The 15,310-nt window shown below is 59.9% G+C and carries 13 protein-coding genes; 6 read left to right on the top strand and 7 right to left on the bottom strand.

The genetic code is table 11. The features are described from left to right. Nucleotides 1-158 precede the first annotated feature (158 nt). From BN1724_RS00390 to mtrA, 4 genes are all read right to left on the bottom strand, one after another. Nucleotides 159-1,130 (bottom strand): ComF family protein, encoded by a 972-nt coding sequence (locus tag BN1724_RS00390; protein ID WP_157085691.1) that lies wholly within the window; start codon nucleotides 1,128-1,130, stop codon nucleotides 159-161. 110 nt (nucleotides 1,131-1,240) lie between these two features. Then, nucleotides 1,241-3,004, bottom strand: a complete 1,764-nt coding sequence (locus tag BN1724_RS00385) for a GerMN domain-containing protein (protein WP_058233786.1) — start codon at nucleotides 3,002-3,004, stop codon at nucleotides 1,241-1,243. After that, nucleotides 2,997-4,859 carry an MtrAB system histidine kinase MtrB gene (mtrB, locus tag BN1724_RS00380; protein WP_058233785.1) on the bottom strand — a complete coding sequence of 621 codons (1,863 nt, stop codon included), beginning with the start codon at nucleotides 4,857-4,859 and terminating at the stop codon, nucleotides 2,997-2,999. Before mtrB ends, BN1724_RS00385 begins: the two co-directional genes overlap by 8 nt. Before the next feature lie 49 nt (nucleotides 4,860-4,908). Continuing rightward, nucleotides 4,909-5,598, bottom strand: coding sequence for an MtrAB system response regulator MtrA (gene mtrA / locus BN1724_RS00375; RefSeq protein ID WP_058233784.1), 690 nt, complete (start codon nucleotides 5,596-5,598; stop codon nucleotides 4,909-4,911). A gap of 197 nt (nucleotides 5,599-5,795) precedes the next feature. Between mtrA and BN1724_RS00370 the strand changes: the two genes are divergently transcribed. The 5 genes from BN1724_RS00370 to BN1724_RS00350 are packed head-to-tail and all read left to right on the top strand — an operon-like array spanning nucleotide 5,796 to nucleotide 11,120. Further along, on the top strand, nucleotides 5,796-7,028 hold the full coding sequence (locus tag BN1724_RS00370; RefSeq protein WP_058233783.1) for a hypothetical protein: 1,233 nt from the start codon (nucleotides 5,796-5,798) through the stop codon (nucleotides 7,026-7,028). Further along, nucleotides 7,025-7,663, top strand: a complete 639-nt coding sequence (locus tag BN1724_RS00365) for a DUF4129 domain-containing protein (RefSeq protein ID WP_058233782.1) — start codon at nucleotides 7,025-7,027, stop codon at nucleotides 7,661-7,663. Before BN1724_RS00370 ends, BN1724_RS00365 begins: the two co-directional genes overlap by 4 nt. Beyond that, a complete protein-coding gene (locus tag BN1724_RS00360) occupies nucleotides 7,660-8,811 on the top strand; it encodes a DUF4350 domain-containing protein (RefSeq protein ID WP_157085690.1) in 1,152 nt (383 codons plus the stop codon). The genes BN1724_RS00365 and BN1724_RS00360 overlap by 4 nt, the downstream gene beginning before the upstream one ends. Next, nucleotides 8,808-9,821, top strand: a complete 1,014-nt coding sequence (locus BN1724_RS00355) for an AAA family ATPase (protein ID WP_058233780.1) — start codon at nucleotides 8,808-8,810, stop codon at nucleotides 9,819-9,821. The genes BN1724_RS00360 and BN1724_RS00355 overlap by 4 nt, the downstream gene beginning before the upstream one ends. Nucleotides 9,822-9,827: 6 nt before the next feature. Next, nucleotides 9,828-11,120: a DUF58 domain-containing protein gene (locus BN1724_RS00350; protein ID WP_058233779.1), complete on the top strand. Its 1,293-nt coding sequence runs from the start codon at nucleotides 9,828-9,830 to the stop codon at nucleotides 11,118-11,120. A 142-nt stretch (nucleotides 11,121-11,262) separates the two neighbouring features. Here BN1724_RS00350 and BN1724_RS00345 read toward each other — a convergent pair whose 3' ends face one another. Next, the gene (locus tag BN1724_RS00345) at nucleotides 11,263-12,258 is read right to left on the bottom strand and encodes a stage II sporulation protein M (RefSeq protein WP_058233778.1); all 996 of its coding nucleotides are present in this window, start codon (nucleotides 12,256-12,258) and stop codon (nucleotides 11,263-11,265) included. 86 nt (nucleotides 12,259-12,344) lie between these two features. Between BN1724_RS00345 and BN1724_RS00340 the strand changes: the two genes are divergently transcribed. Continuing rightward, nucleotides 12,345-13,220 carry an RDD family protein gene (locus BN1724_RS00340; RefSeq protein ID WP_058233777.1) on the top strand — a complete coding sequence of 292 codons (876 nt, stop codon included), beginning with the start codon at nucleotides 12,345-12,347 and terminating at the stop codon, nucleotides 13,218-13,220. 42 nt (nucleotides 13,221-13,262) lie between these two features. Here BN1724_RS00340 and BN1724_RS00335 read toward each other — a convergent pair whose 3' ends face one another. Further along, nucleotides 13,263-14,741 carry a phosphomannomutase/phosphoglucomutase gene (locus BN1724_RS00335; RefSeq protein WP_231928103.1) on the bottom strand — a complete coding sequence of 493 codons (1,479 nt, stop codon included), beginning with the start codon at nucleotides 14,739-14,741 and terminating at the stop codon, nucleotides 13,263-13,265. Then, complete coding sequence (locus BN1724_RS12415; RefSeq protein ID WP_231928102.1) at nucleotides 14,731-15,081, bottom strand: DUF3499 domain-containing protein; 351 nt, start codon at nucleotides 15,079-15,081, stop codon at nucleotides 14,731-14,733. Before BN1724_RS12415 ends, BN1724_RS00335 begins: the two co-directional genes overlap by 11 nt. Nucleotides 15,082-15,310 lie beyond the last annotated feature (229 nt).

The following is a 15,310-nucleotide window of genomic DNA, read 5'->3' as shown; positions in this document are numbered from 1 at the left end:
CGTCGTTACCTGGCTTCACATTTCAGTGAGGCCTTACGTATCGATCGAGCCTCACACGTCGATGAGGCATCAATCGTCGATGAATCATTAGTTATCGATAAATCATTAATCGTCGATGGTGCTTTACCTGTCGATGAGGCGTTAATCGCGGATAGCGTTCATTCGAGCACCAATGGGGGGTCAATGGCGGTGATCGGGGCCGGAGCGGCGCTCAGGCATACAGCGCCAAGGATCCGATGCCCGTGTGCGGTCAGCACTCTGTGCGCTTCTTTCAGGGTTGCACCGGTGGTCACAACATCGTCGACCAGGATGATGTCCGCGCGTTTGTCCTCCCCGCTTTCTCTTACGGACCTTCTGCGACGATGAATCGCTCTACGTCCCTGAGCCGCTCGGGCACAGGTGCGCCGGGGATGCTCGCGGCACCTGACTTTGGCCCAGAACGGCTGACGGTAAGCCATCATGCCCACGCGTTGCGCTCTGCGTTGTGCACCCCCAAGTCCGCGCTGCCCGCGGCCCCCAATCCCGAGCAGTCGCTTCATCTGCATCCGGGTCTGAACCATGCCTTCGCCATGCAGAGCGACAGCCTTTGCCAGCTGCCGCGCCATGAGCGCAACATGGTCCTCGCCTCGAGCAATAACGCGCGAGCGTCTGGACGGTATTGGGACAACGGCGAGTTCACGCTCTAGGCCGCCATCCTGTGCCTCCCTCCGCGTGCTAGAACCTGCTAAGTCGAGCACAGCGGGATAGAGCGCCGCGGTGAGTTCCGGCAGGATCGCTACGAGTCCGCCATTTTTGACCGCGAGCACTAGATCGCGTAGCGGGGGCTCATGGTTTCCAAGCGCATAGACAGGTAGTAACGGACCATAATCAACTTCGTCGCGTGGAACGTCAATGCGCTGTGGGATCTGCAGCGCCTCTAAACGCCCATCGATGCGATAGGCACCCGCCCAGATAACATCCCGGCACCGATCACATACCACCCGGCCCGGCGTCCCGCATGGACACTCCATCGGGATCACGAGGTCACTGACCGCTGCCGCTGTTCGCAGCACCGCGGCTGTTACCGCCTTTACACCAGCGACCGCGCGGCCGTCCCCAGCAGCTCGCATTTGTGCTTCCCCAGTGTTCACCTCTCAAGGACATCGCGCTTCGGGTATCAAAGCCACGCTCTCCAAGATGCTGTGGACAAGTCTGCACGGGCAAGACGGGGGACAACCGGCACGTCCAATGCGACCTCGCATTAGCAAAACGCCGGGTCACTCGCTTTCACATCTAACTTCACCCATCCGGTGTTAGAACCGCGGAAAATATCGCCGTCAGACGTACCCGCATACACGATATCGGCCACGCTCGAGCCCACCACGGTAGCGGTCTGCGGCGGCGGACTAGCAAACTGCCGACGGGTCCCATCATCCTCAATAGCCACCACCGTTCGAGTCCCGTCCGTCTGCGCAGTTCCAAAAATGACGATCCCGGTCTCGGAATACCACGACGCCGAATTCACACCCGCGAGCGGCACCGGAACCGGGTCAGGGTCACTCAGCGCAATCGGCTCGCCCGCAGCATTCCGCACCACCGCCGTGCGCTCAACATGCGTCGTGGCCTCCTCGATCGAGACCACCAGCAAGCGCACCCCATCAGAGGCCATGGACAGTTGAACCACGGTACGTCCTGCCAGCCACGGTGCATCAACTTTCGCATCGGCACGGCCCACGCGGGCGCCAAGTGCCAGCAAAGCACCGGAGGTCATCGCCGGTGTCGTCCACGCATATCCCTGCGGATCCAGCTGAGGAGCCACCAGCTGCGCACCAATCGCCGCATTTCGCCTGCGAGTGCTGCCATCAGTGGAAGCAATGATCACGGTGTCGCGCTGCGGCGTGAGAGCGGCCACCAGAGATTCTTTAGGCGCTAAAACTGGGCTGAGCACTCGCTCCCGGGCCAAAGCCGGCACTAGCGACGTCGCCTTACCACCCGGGTCAGTATCCGACAGCGACACCACACCACCCTCCGCTCCGGCGGCGATAGCCCGATGCCCGGGCAAAGCTTTGCTCAGCGAAGCTCCGCTGCCGTCAGGATTCAATACCACCCCCTGGGACACTAAACGCACCCTGCTCACCACACTCATGCTCTGATACGACGCGGTGACCTGCGCAATCATAAGCTGCCTCGCATCCCAGGCCAGGTTCTGCACACTGGCCGGCAAGCTCAGCTGCACAGTGCCGTCCTCTTGAATACGCACGCTTCCCGAGCCGATGCTGATCGAACTGGGCACAGCGCTATACACAGCCGGGGCGAGATAATGTGCGGGACCAGCAGCCAAAGCCTGAACAATGCCCGTACCCGTTTGATTCGGCGTAAACCAGCGCATATCTGGAACCAAATAGCGATCAGCTTCCGATAAGAAATACAACGTCACCGGACGATACAAAATCTGGAATGCAACATCAGAAAGAAAAATGCCATGCGGTGGAGATGCAATACGCCATTGCCCCGACACCTTGCGCAAAGTAAACGTCACATCAGTCGCAATCGGAAACGCGGTCCGGCGCAACCGGCCCTGGGCGTCAGTTTTTCCCTTCAGCTGGAAACTCGCACGCCAGGTATCACCGCTCCCCTGATTCACCGTGATTTCTTGACCCCCGCCGTACACCGACACCCCGGCGGTCGGATCCCACCGAGTGGCGTCTTCGGCAGTGAGATACTGGCGCGCCACCGCCCAATCGTCTTCTTCCCCAACCCCAGCAAGGACGAACCCCGAGACGATCTCGGCCGGCCCAGCATCCGGCGCTGGCGGACGCGGTCGCACATACGGCACGTCAATATTCGTCCGCGATGCCGCCGCCGATGACACCCCCGACGAGGTCGGGATTCGAGCACAGGCAGAAAGACCGAGAATTCCAGCTGCCCCTAACACGGCTCGGCGCCCGAGCACCGGCCAGTTGGACTCGTGAACGCGCCGAGATGCGAAACTCTGATCGCCGTAGCCCTTACGCCTCCTACTCATGGCGACCTTCCGCTTCCCTATGCTCATCGTGCTCAGGCTGGACACCCAAGGCCTCGTCCTCATCCGTCACCGTGCCGGTCCGGTCCCCCAGGTTCACCTGACCGGGAGCACGGTCGTTATCCATCACCCCAGATTGATCTATGTAGTCGTTGCATTCCGCAGGTTTAGCTGCTCCGGTGCCCTCAGCAGCTAGGTGAGAATCAGAACCAGCCAAGTCCGCTGGCAAATCTGCAGGACCAGGCAGACGCGCCCTATCGCCGGAGGATGCGCACGAGTCACAATGCGCACGCGCAGGGCCCAACGACCCAGTCGCAGCACTGATCCACGTCTCCATGTTGAGATCGCGATGCAGCGGCAATGGTGATGAAGCGAGCGTGGTGCCGGGGCGCCGTGGCAGCGTGAGCCGAAAGACCGCTCCCAAACCTTCCTGGCCCCACGCCTGTAACCAGCCAGCGTGCAGGTGAGCGTCTTCCAGAGAAATTGCTAAACCCAGGCCGGTCCCGCCGAGCGTTCTCGCCCGGGAGGGGTCGGCACGCCAAAACCGGTCAAAGACCCGTTCCGCCGCTTCCGGGGTGAGCCCCTGGCCGAAATCTTGAACCACCACGGCAACCGCTTGAGCGTCCGCCCCTATTTCAATGAGAACGGGCTTACCTGCCCCGTGCTCAATCGCATTAGTGATGAGGTTACGGAAGATCCTCCCAATCCTCCGGGCATCAACAACCGCCGTGACATCATCAGCCAGGCACCGCACCTCTAGGCGGGTGCCTCGCTCACGCGCGATTGGGCTAGCGTCAAGAACCGCAAGGTCGACCACCTCGCCTAGATCTTCGCTGCGGGCATCCAGCACGGCGGCCCCCGCGTCGAACCGCGAAATCTCCAGGAGGTCAGCCAGCAACGAATCGAACCGTCGCACCTGGGTCGTCATTAACTCGCTGGTGCGCCGCACATCGGGCGGAAAACTGGACTTCACATCGTCGAGCACCGCTGCGGCCATGCGGATAGTGGTCAGCGGGGTGCGCAGCTCATGGGACACATCCGACACAAACCTGTGCTGAAGCCTGGACAGTTCAGCTAAGCCCTCCACCTTTTCCTGCAGCGACGCCGCCATATGGTTAAACGAGGTGCCAACCCTCCCCAGTTCGTCCGCACCCGACACCTCCATGCGCGAGCTGAGGTCACCCTGCGCTAAACGCTCCGCCGCTGCCGCCGCTCTGCGCAGCGGGTTAGTGACCATTCGGGCGACAACCACGGCAATTCCCGCTAGGAGCACCAGCAGCGCAGCCCCCGCCCCAATCAGGGTGTGCTGCACAAACTCCAGGGTGTTTTGCTCGTTGCTGAGCGAATAGCGCAAATATAGGTCGTAGGATCCCGCACCAGGCACCGTCACCCGGGTTCCGACAATAATCCCGGGAACCGTGCGGCCATCGTCAGCCAATGCCACACTCTGCCAATACACGCCGTCACCGCTGGCCACCTTGCGATGAAGCTCCGGAGAAACCGATGACAGCATCGTGCGGTCAGTGGTCACCATAGACAATGAACTCTCCGGGTCCGCCGGCACCAAGGCGGCCTGACGCTGCGCCCCCTCATCGAATGTGCGTAACGACTGAACAAACCGTGTTGCGGTGTCCTGCTGCTGAATTGTGGTTCCGTTGCGGGCGGCATCCATAGCCCCCATCAAACCTCGGCGAGTGTCCTGAGCCTCTGCCAAAATCCGGCTGCTGCGCTGTTCAAAAACACCGTCCGCAATCACCGACGATAAATACAACCCCACTGTCAAAACCCCGACCGTGGCAAGAACCACGGTCACTACCACCACCCGCACGGTCAGGGACCACGACCGCGGAGCGATCACACGGCGCAAGAACCTACCGAAACGGTACACGCGATAGTCTCGCGGCGAGTCAGTCGGATCCGGCGCGATAACCAACCCCGCGCACGGTCACGACGATCGACGGATTTTCCGGATCGTGTTCGATCTTGGCCCGCAAACGCTGCACATGCACGTTCACCAGTCGGGTATCGGCGGCGTGGCGATACCCCCACACCTCTTGGAGCAGCACTTCCCGCGTAAACACCTGCCAGGGTTTGCGCGCCAGCTGCACCAGCAAATCGAATTCCAGCGGGGTCAAGGCGATCTGAGTTTGACCCCGGCGCACGACATGACCATCCACATCAATCTCGAGGTCGCCAATCACCAAACGTTCCGTGCTCGGGATATCTGTGCGCCGCACCCGGGCACGGATTCGAGCCACCAGCTCATCCGGTTCAAATGGCTTCGTGAGATAGTCATCCGCCCCGGCCTCCAAACCTTCCACGATATCGGCGGTGTCAGAGCGGGCCGTGAGCATGATAATCGGAACCCCCGACTCATCGCGCAGGCGTCGGCACACTTCAATGCCATCCATACCTGGGAGCATCAGATCCAAGAGCACGACATCGGGGCGCACCTGGTCGAAAACTTCCAAAGCTTGCGCCCCGTCGGAGCATGTGGTCACGTCAAATCCCTTACCGCGAAGCACAATTCCGACCATCTCAGCAATCGCAAGGTCATCATCCACGGCAAGGATTCGGGGGCCTGCAGGGGTGGTCATAGGCCCATTGTGCCACCGCCACGAGGGAGTCTTCAGGCCGATCCCATCGGATAACCGATCATTGCGCGGCCCCAAAGAGCCGATCCACCCACAAACTGTTCGATCTCGAGCATCGACGTTCGTCGGATCCTGATGACGGCACTCGGCCCGTAGCGTGGAACTTGTCAGCACTATCGAGCGTCGTTGGAGGGCTAACCATGACCAATCCATCTCCTTGGCATGTCCCCGGCGGAAGCCCTGACCCGGCCAAGCCCGCGAGCGGATCAGAACCGGTTCCACCAACTCCACCAGCTCCCGATGCACCTCACGGTGCTTACCCTCCCAATGCTTCAGGTCCTTCGAGTTTCGCCGTTCCTGGCGGCCAGCAGCCTCCCTACGGTTCCGGGTACGGCCCTAGTGCCAGTCAGTACCAGGCGCTGCAGCGCGAACTCGTCTCTCCGGACGAACTCTTCCCAATCCGGCCTCTTTCATTAGGCGAAATTCTCGGGGCCGCATTTCGCACCGTCAGGGTGCGCCCCAAAGCACTCTTTGGAATGAGTGCGCTAGTCCTAGGTATTGCTCAGCTCGTTCTTTTGCCGCTGATGCTGTTCGGAGGGAACGAGTATTTCTCCGCCTTTGGCGGGATCTTCACAGGCTCATTTGAAGGATCACCCACCTCCGCTAACGATATCGACGGCGGCGGCATCCTTATCTTCGTCATCACGACTCTCATCAGCGCAACGGCTTACGGGCTCGTGACAATCATGCTCTCAGCTGCCATCTCAGGTTTTGTAAAAGAGACGTTAGTGAAGCAACCCCCGAGTGTCCGCGAGTTCTGGCAGATCTTTAAGCGTCACGCTTGGCACGCACTCGCCACCGGGATTTTGATTGGCCTCATTGTCGGCGTGCCCTTCACCATAGTCATCATGATCGGATTTCTCCCCATGTTATTGGGGGCGGGATTCAGCGTTTTGGGGGTGTTATCTGCCGTCATTGGAATGCTTGTAGCTATTTTACTCTCGATATTCCTCGGCACTCGTACCGTGCTCGCGTTGCCTTCCTTGGCAACCGAAGGGCTAGGCCCCTGGCAGGCTATTCGGCGTTCATTCGCTCTCACCTCAGGCAACCGAATTTGGCGCATTCTTGGTATTTCGATTCTGATTGCTCTCCTGATGGGTCTCCTGCAGGAGATTCTCTCGTTCGTTCCCAGCATTCTATCTGGCCTGATATCTGCGGTTATTGTGCTCACAACCCACGGTGAAGGTATGGCCGCCGCGACGAATGTATCCATAGTGATCGGGACGCTGAGTTCAGTGGCGATTTACACACTTATTCAACCTTTCAACGCGGCTGCTCTCACGGTGCTTTATTACGACGCTCGCATGCGTCAAAACGCCTATGATATTGAGCTGCTGCGTGAAGTTCGCGCGGCACGGGGGCAGCAAGTATGATCCCTCCCCCGCTACAGCTCACCGTGGATCCAGACCACGCACGATGGCTCTTGCTCGACGAACTATCTCGGCCAGAGTATTCACGTTCCCGCTCCCTGCTACGAGAGCTATGGGAAATGATTGTCTCCTGGTTTAACGCTATTTCTGACGGCAGCGGAATAGGGCGGAGCCTAGGCATCGCTCTTCTCATATTCGTCATCGGAGCGTTAGCGGTTAGCGCCCTGATGGTCATACGCACCACCGGCCTTTTGCATCGCAACCACGCGACCCACTCAGCTACTGCGGCCAGCATCGCTTCCGTCCGCAGCGCAGATGAACTTCTGCAGGCTGCCCGAAGTGCCCAGGCAGAGGGTCATAATCGAGAGGCCGTGCTGTTAGGTGTCCGCGCTCTCGTCAAAGACCTAGACGAACGCACGATATTGGATGTCACAGATGGTATGACGGCGTTGGAAGCCGCGCGCAAAGCCGCTCCCGCTTTTCCTGATTTACGCAGCCGGCTGGTGCGAGCTGCCCACGACTTTGACCGCGCAGCATACTCCCGTTGGGGAGTTAGTTCCCGCGCTGCCGACGATGTGATTTTGCTGGCGGACTACGTGCGCCAAACCTCACCGCAGTGGAACGGGGTCGCGGCGTGAATCGCACCGACCGCCGTCTGCTCGCGTTCATCATCGCGGTTGTCGCTATTCTCGTGGTGGTTGTTGTGTTACGGGATGACTACCTCCGGGGGTTGATGGAACCGTCCTCCCCTGAGCCCAATGGGTCCCGCGCGGTGGTCAAAGTCCTCGACCGCGAAGGGATCACGGTGACAACCCAGCGCACGACCAGTGAGGCCGCCTCGGCTGTGCGACGAGGTGAAACCGTGCTCATCACCCAAACCGCAACCTTGAACCCAGCCCAAGTCGATGCACTTGCCTCAGCGCTGAAGGCTCCAAATGATCCCCGGCATCCTGGGCGCATCGTGCTGCTCCATCCGGCCGAAAATGTGCTGGATGTCCTCGCTCCGAGTATTCGCCAAAAGGGTGGACTCGACCATGCGGCGACCGTTGCCGCCCACTGCACAGACGGTCCCTCCTACGGTGCGCGTCGGCTCTTCATCAGAGGATCAGACGGCCGCCAAGGTGAGCCCCCCGAGCGGACCTACCAGGTGGGTGCGGGCGCCAAGGGCTGCTTTAAATCCTCAGAAGGCTTCATCGTGGCGCAACAGGATCGTGTGATAGCCGTCGGCTCGACCTCAATGTTCCGCAACGATTCCATCGCCCGGTCCGATAACGCGGCCTTCACGCTGAACCTCCTGAGCCAGACATCTCACGTCACCTGGTATCTTCCAAGCCCCACCGATCCGATGACCAGTGAGGATAAGGGCGACCTATTAGACCACCTGCCGCCCTGGCTGCTCTCCGCTTTGGACTGGCTGCTCATCCCCCTCATCCTGACCCTGGTGATGGTCGGTCGTCGCCTTGGCCCCGTGGTCATTGAACCGTTACCGGTGACGGTGCGCGCCCAGGAAGTGACCCTAGGAAGGGCAAACCTTATGCGTCATGCCCGGGCACGGACCAGGGCAGCCGATGCCCTACGCTCGGGAACCTCCCGGCGCCTGGCCCGACTCCTTAACGTCTCCCCAGCGGACGGGCTCGGTCCGCTCACCACTGCCCTGGCTCAGCGCACCAATCGCAGCCAGCACGAACTCAAAAAGTTACTGGAACACTCGCCGGTCACCACTGACAGCGAGCTCATCAACCTCGCACGAGACCTCTCACAACTCGAGAAGGAGATCCCTCGATGACCGACCAAAACCCTCCTGTCGCGCATCCGGCGAACCAGTCGTCACCAGCCGAAGCTCAGGCAACCAGCGTTCGCGAAAAATTGGCTGCCGTTAGCGGCGAAATCCATAAGGCAGTGGTCGGCCAAGACTCCGCCGTAACCAGCTTGGTGGTCGGGATGCTGTGCCGCGGACACGTCCTGCTCGAAGGTGTCCCAGGAGTGGCCAAAACCCTGCTGGTCCGAGCGCTCGCAGCATCCCTCGACATCGAAATGCGCCGGGTTCAATTCACCCCCGACATGATGCCGGGTGACGTCACCGGATCACTGGTCTACGACGCCTCCACGTCCGATCTCGTCTTTAGAGAAGGCCCTGTTTTCACCAATCTGCTTCTTGCAGATGAGATCAACCGGACACCTCCGAAAACCCAGTCGGCGCTGCTGGAGGCCATGGAAGAACGCCAGGTTACCGTCGACGGTCGAGCGCGGTTGCTCCCGGACCCCTTCATGGTGGTCGCTACCCAAAACCCGATTGAGTTCGACGGCACCTATGCCCTGCCCGAGGCACAACTAGACCGTTTCCTGCTCAAAGCAGTGCTTCCCCTGCCCGAACGGCAAGATGAAGTGAGCGTCCTCCAACGTCACGCCGACGGGTTCGATACGCGCGACCTCGCCTCAGCCGGTCTCACCATGGTGGCCAACCCAGAGTCCTTGCGGCAGGCCCAAGAAGACGTCCTCACGGTGAAAATCGAGCGTCCTGTCCTGGAATACATCGTGGATCTTTGCCGCGCGACCCGCACCTCACCGAGTTTGTCCATGGGTGTATCCCCGCGCGGCGCCATCGCATTGATGCGTACGTCCCGCGCCTGGGCGTACTTAACCGGACGCGATTTTGTTACCCCGGACGATGTCAAAGCGCTCGCCCCGGCGACCCTAGGACACCGCGTGAAGCTCACCACCGAAGCCCAACTAGAAAGTGTGAGCGTCGATTCGGTGCTGGCCTCGACGCTGGCCACCGTTCCCGTTCCTCGCTGATATCTCATGGTTCCTACACTGCGCGGCATCCTTCTGGCGGTCTGCGGATTCATTCCCATCGTGCTGTGGCAGAGCTGGGTCACATTGGTGATCTGCACGGTGGGGTGTGCCATCTTGCTGCTCGCGGATGTGCTCGCCACTCCCCGAACACGACGACTCGCCGTAACCCGTCAGCTCCCCTCTCAAGTGAGCCTTGGCAACACCATTCACGGCCAGCTCCTCATCACGAACCCCACGGGCCGAACCCTGCACCTGCTGCTGAGGGATGCCTGGAACCCCACCGCCGGAATCAACCCTCACCGAGCCGCACTGACAATTCCCGCCCGTGAACGCCGTGCGGTGTCCCAGGAGTTCACCCCGACGAGGCGTGGAATGCACTCATCGCATGCGATCGGTGTATGGATACGCGGCCCCCTTGGTCTCACCCGGCGCACTGGAAAGCTCACCGTCCCTGGAACGCTCATTGCGCTTCATCCCTTTGCCTCCCGGCGACACCTGCCATCTCGACTGCGGCGACTGCGGGAAATTGAGGGCTTATCTGCCGTTCATACGCGCGGTCAGGGTACGGAGTTTGATTCTCTAAGAGACTTTGTGGACGGCGACGACGTACGGTCCATCGACTGGCGGGCTACTGCTCGCCGCAGGCATGTGGTTGTCAGGACGTGGCGTCCAGAACGCGACCGTCGGATCCTGATCGTGGTGGACACCTCCCGCACATCCGCTGTGCGCATCGGAGACGTCCCGCGTTTCGATGCTCTGCTCGATGCCGCCCTCCTGCTGACCGCGCTGGCAATCCAAGCTGGTGACCGGGTGGATTTAATCGGAGTGGACCGGATTACCCATCTGAGCGTGAGCGGCTCATCCCCCTCAACAGTGCTCTCTGACATGGTTCATGCCACGGCTTCGGTGCAGCCCGCCTTGGTCGAAACTAACTGGGATTTAGTTGCCCGAGAGGTAGAACGCCGCACTCGGCCCGGAACTTTGGTCGTTCTACTCACCGGCCTCGACGTTGCCGCCGCAGAAAATGGAGTATTAGCGGTAACCGACCGCATTGTGGCCCACCATCCTGTCATCGTTGCCTCCGCGAAAGATCCCGTCCTCGACGAACTATCAACGCACCGAGATGATATTGATCAGGTATATCGGGCGGCTTCAGCAGAGATTGGGCTGCATGCGCGCGAGGTTATGGGTGAAATGCTGATGCGGCGTGGATGCCTGGTAGCCGATAAGTCCCCGGACGATCTACCCTGCTATGTAGCCGATCTCTATATCGCGTTAAAAGCTCAAGGGAAACTGTAATAAGTCTCCTGGTAGTAAGGCGAACGCACAGCAAAGGAACGTAACAAAACTGTTTGCCATTACACAGCCTGAATCTGCATAAGGCAAGGCGCCATCATCTGTATAGATCTGTATAGGTATAGATCTATACAGATATAGAAGACTAGCTAGAGATCGCCACCCGGTCTCCCACTTTCTCCTCGTCAAGATCCCCGGTAATGCCACGGGCTGCTACTTGACGGCCTCGACCGTAGGCGTACACCAGGAAAGCTATCCACACCACCGCGCCAATTCCGATCCGAACCGCAGCAGGCAGAGATGACGGTGTCACAAACCCCTCGACCAGTCCTGAAATAAACAGGACCACCACCATGCCCATGCTGACCGTCACCAGCGAGCGCGCGGCCGATGCTAGAGCCCAGGAACGAGGTAGCGGGCCCGGACGCACCCAAGCCATAAAAAGCGAAAACCCCGCCCCAGCACCGACAAACACGCAGGTAAGCTCCAGCATGCCGTGGGGGAGAATGTAGATGAAGAATGTTCCGAGCCCGCCGTAAGCAGCCATCGTCCCGGCCACCATCCCCAGATTGAGGGCGTTCATGAACAGAAAATACAACGGCATAAATCCGGTGATGCCAAGCACAACGCATTGCGCCACGAGCCAGGCATTATTCGTCCACACCTGGGCACTGAATGACGCGGAATCAGATTTAAAGTAATAGTCAACAAACTCATGGTGAACCAACTTCTGCTGGTCCTCCATACTCAAAACCGTGTCCCGCACCTCTTGAGAAAAGCCGAACCACAAAGCCATGGCGAGTGCGACACCAATCGTAAAAATTGCAGCCCAGAGAGTCCACCAGCGGCATCTCCACAGAGCCGCCGGAAAGTCTTCCCAGAAAAAGCGCACAATCGCCGACCAAGTCGTGGTCCTGGTTCCGACCAGGCGATGCCTAGCCCGGCTCAAAATCACTGAAAGGTGCGCGACCAGGTCTGTATCAGGCTCAGTCGAACGGATCACAGACAAATGCGTTGCGGTGCGCTCATACGCGACCACGAATTCATCAATCTCGTCGGCGCGAAGGCTGCGGCGACGGCTTAGACGGTCTAAGCGTGCCCAAGTGTGTCCGTTCACGGTGATAAAGGCGTCGAGATCCACAGGTTTAGGCTACGACGCCAGCCCTGATTCAGCCTTAGACGAAAGGAGGTGATCTCAGGCAGGAACCGCGCGCGAGGATATATCGCATGAACAGCAATCACAGCACCGGGCATCGCGACCGAGTGGTGCTCGGTGAAGGCGTTGCACTGTCACTGAGACCAGCTCCTTTCGGCGTGCGTATCCTCTCCTTCCTGATTGATGCACTGGTCATCTTGTGTTTCCTGTTCGGTGCCGTTTTTGGCATTAGTTTCTTCACCGCGGACCAACTGAACGAGGCGGCTCGAGCAGCGCTTGCGGTCATCGTGAGCGTCTTGGCGTTCGTCGGGTACCCCGTCATCTGCGAACAGGTGTTCTCAGGCCGCTCACTGGGCCGTTTAGCCCTAGGCACCCGCGTGGTGCGCGACGATGGTGGGCCGGTCCAACTGCGCCAGAGCATCCTCAGGTCCATTGCAGGCGTCGGCGAATTGTGGATCACCACCGGTGCCATTGCATTAGTCACCTCGATGATTGACCGACGCTCACGCCGTCTTGGCGACATGCTGGCCGGCACCTACGTGATTCAAGAACGCATGGCGATCCGGCGTGCCAATCCGCTCACCGTGCCCGCCTCGCTCCAGGTGTGGGCCGCGACCGCCGATCTCGGCCATCTACCCGATCCGCTCGTTCATGAGATCCGAGGTTTCCTTCCCCGGGCCGCTAAAATTCACCCGGAATCCCGACGGCGGTTAGGGCGAGACCTCGTGCAGCAGGCCCTACCCTATGTCGCACCGCCGCCACCGCCCGGAACAAACCCGGAACTGTTTTTAACCGCCCTCCTTGCCGAACGCACTCGGCGCGACATCCTCCGGCTACACAAGCGTTCAGAACGCCTAGATGAGATCAATAAACGACTCGGAAACCTGCCGTTTATCAATCCATCTAGCCCACATCACAGGTCCACCCCGGCTGCCCCGCGCACGTAAACGGAGCGGTTCAACCGGTTCAACCGGAATGGCGAACACTCCTCAGGCGCGGACGATGTCTAAAACCTGATCCCGGATTTCATCGCGCACTCGCTCATTACGGGCCTCAACGTTTAGTCGCAGCAATGGTTCCGTATTCGATGCACGCAGAGAAAACCACCAGTCGTCATCGCGCGGATTCTCATCGTCCCAGCGAGTGACAGTCATACCATCCAGGTCGTCAAACTCAACGCCGTTAACCGATGCAAATGCCCTGCGCACCGCCTCGGTCGCACGATGAACATCCGCAACCCGCGAATTCAGTTCACCGCTCGCCACATACGGAGAATGCTCCGCCAGTAGCTGCGAGACCGGGCCGTCTGTTTCCACCAAAGCCGCGAGCACATGCAACGCAGCCAGCATCCCAGAATCAGCAAAGTAAAAATCCCGGAAATAGTAGTGCGCCGAATGTTCGCCACCGAACACCGCATTGTTCTGCGCCATCAGAGCTTTAATCAGCGAATGCCCGACCCGGCTGCGCACATGCCGTCCACCTGCCGCATGGATCGCTTCACTGACATGACGGGACGACACCAGATTCGCAACCACAGCGGGAGCATCCTCGCCCTGTTCACGCGCGCGTTCAATTTCACGCGTCGCAATCAATGCGGTAATCGCCGACGCCGACACAGCATTACCCTGTTCATCAACGATGAAACAGCGGTCAGCATCGCCGTCGAACGCTAATCCAAGATCTGCACCGTGCTCTCGCACTGCCGCCTGCAAATCCACAAGGTTTTTCGGATCTAGAGGATTGGCTTCATGGTTGGGGAACGTGCCATCGAGATCGAAATACAGCGGAATCACGGTCAGGAACGGCAGACGCTCAGCTACCGCCGGTACGGTCAGACCCGCCATAGCGTTCGCGGCATCAACCACCACGCGCACCGGACGGCGCCCCTCAATGGGTACCAGCGCACAGACAGTGTCCACATAGTCACTCAAGGTATCCTCACGCAGACGGCTCCCCTCCCCCCTCTGGTCGATCACACCGGTGCGCAGATAGTCCTCGGCGCGATCCCGCATCGCAGCCAACCCGGTATCTCGGCCGATAGGACGGACCCCCGCCCGACACATTTTCATGCCATTATCCGGGGCCGGATTATGGCTGGCTGTAAACATGACACCGGGAAGCTGCTTTCGCCCGGAGGCGCAGTACAGCTGATCGGTAGAGCACAGGCCAATCTCAATGACCTGGGCGCCGCGCCGCGCGGCACCTCGGGCAAAAGCATCCGACAGCGTCGGCGAGGACACTCTCATATCGTGTCCAACCAGCAAGCTCAGCACCTGATCAGCGTCGTGCTCGGACCGCTCGGCTCGCAGTTCATCGACGCAAGCTGCGCCGAACGCTTCAGCAACCTCAGCTGTGAACTGAGCCTGCGCATGTCCGCGCACGTCATAAGCCTTGACCAGAGCGCTTAGATCAACGGCGCGGGAAGTGTGGGCGGTGCCGTGCTCACGCATGCGGTCACTAACTGTCATCGGTTGTCCTTACGATACGCAGGTGTCGGGAGCCAGGAGTCTGTCCAGCGGGAGTCTCGTGTGTTCCCGCAATCCGTTGCTTGGGGGATGGATCTTCGCGCACGACGTCGGCCAGCGCCGATATCTCATCCCCGGGCCGTTCAGTCACCGGAACCCGGATAATGCGCCAACCCCTGGGCACGGTTAAACGCTCAGCGTGATCGCGGCACAGATCGTAACTGTGAGGTTCTGTTTGCCGGGAGAGAGGTCCCAAAACCGCCGTCGAATCGGCGTACACGTAGGTGAGGGTACTCACCGCAGCTTTGCCGCATGCGGTCCGGGAGCATTCACGAAGAGCCACGGGTCCACTGTATCGGCGCTGGATGCACCAGAGGCGACGCCACCACGAAAGGGATATGTCGACCGCGCCACGTCTAGCACAGTCAATGCTCCAACACGTTGCGCAAGCAGGTTAGTTCCCAACTACAGCCCCCGGTCTTTTCACTCCGGATCTGCCCTGTCCGGTCCAACCTGGACCTGTCCACGACAAACCCCCGGCAAGTGCCTAGAAGAAGACGAGATTAGAGTGA

The organism is Devriesea agamarum (assembly GCF_900070355.1).
Taxonomy (GTDB): domain Bacteria; phylum Actinomycetota; class Actinomycetes; order Actinomycetales; family Dermabacteraceae; genus Devriesea; species Devriesea agamarum.
Note: the sequence above shows the minus strand (reverse complement) of the source record. Positions and strands in the feature narration are given on the sequence as shown.

Bases quoted from the DNA above. Each gene is read 5' to 3' on its own strand.
- BN1724_RS00355 (WP_058233780.1), top strand. From the start codon at position 8,808: ATGACCGACCAAAACCCTCCTGTCGCGCATCCGGCGAACCAGTCGTCA.
- BN1724_RS00365 (WP_058233782.1), top strand. From the start codon at position 7,025: ATGATCCCTCCCCCGCTACAGCTCACCGTGGATCCAGACCACGCACGA.
- BN1724_RS00350 (WP_058233779.1), top strand. From the start codon at position 9,828: ATGGTTCCTACACTGCGCGGCATCCTTCTGGCGGTCTGCGGATTCATT.
- BN1724_RS00335 (WP_231928103.1), bottom strand. From the start codon at position 14,741: ATGACAGTTAGTGACCGCATGCGTGAGCACGGCACCGCCCACACTTCC.
- BN1724_RS00340 (WP_058233777.1), top strand. From the start codon at position 12,345: ATGAACAGCAATCACAGCACCGGGCATCGCGACCGAGTGGTGCTCGGT.
- BN1724_RS00370 (WP_058233783.1), top strand. From the start codon at position 5,796: ATGACCAATCCATCTCCTTGGCATGTCCCCGGCGGAAGCCCTGACCCG.
- BN1724_RS00385 (WP_058233786.1), bottom strand. From the start codon at position 3,004: ATGAGTAGGAGGCGTAAGGGCTACGGCGATCAGAGTTTCGCATCTCGG.
- mtrA (WP_058233784.1), bottom strand. From the start codon at position 5,598: ATGACCACCCCTGCAGGCCCCCGAATCCTTGCCGTGGATGATGACCTT.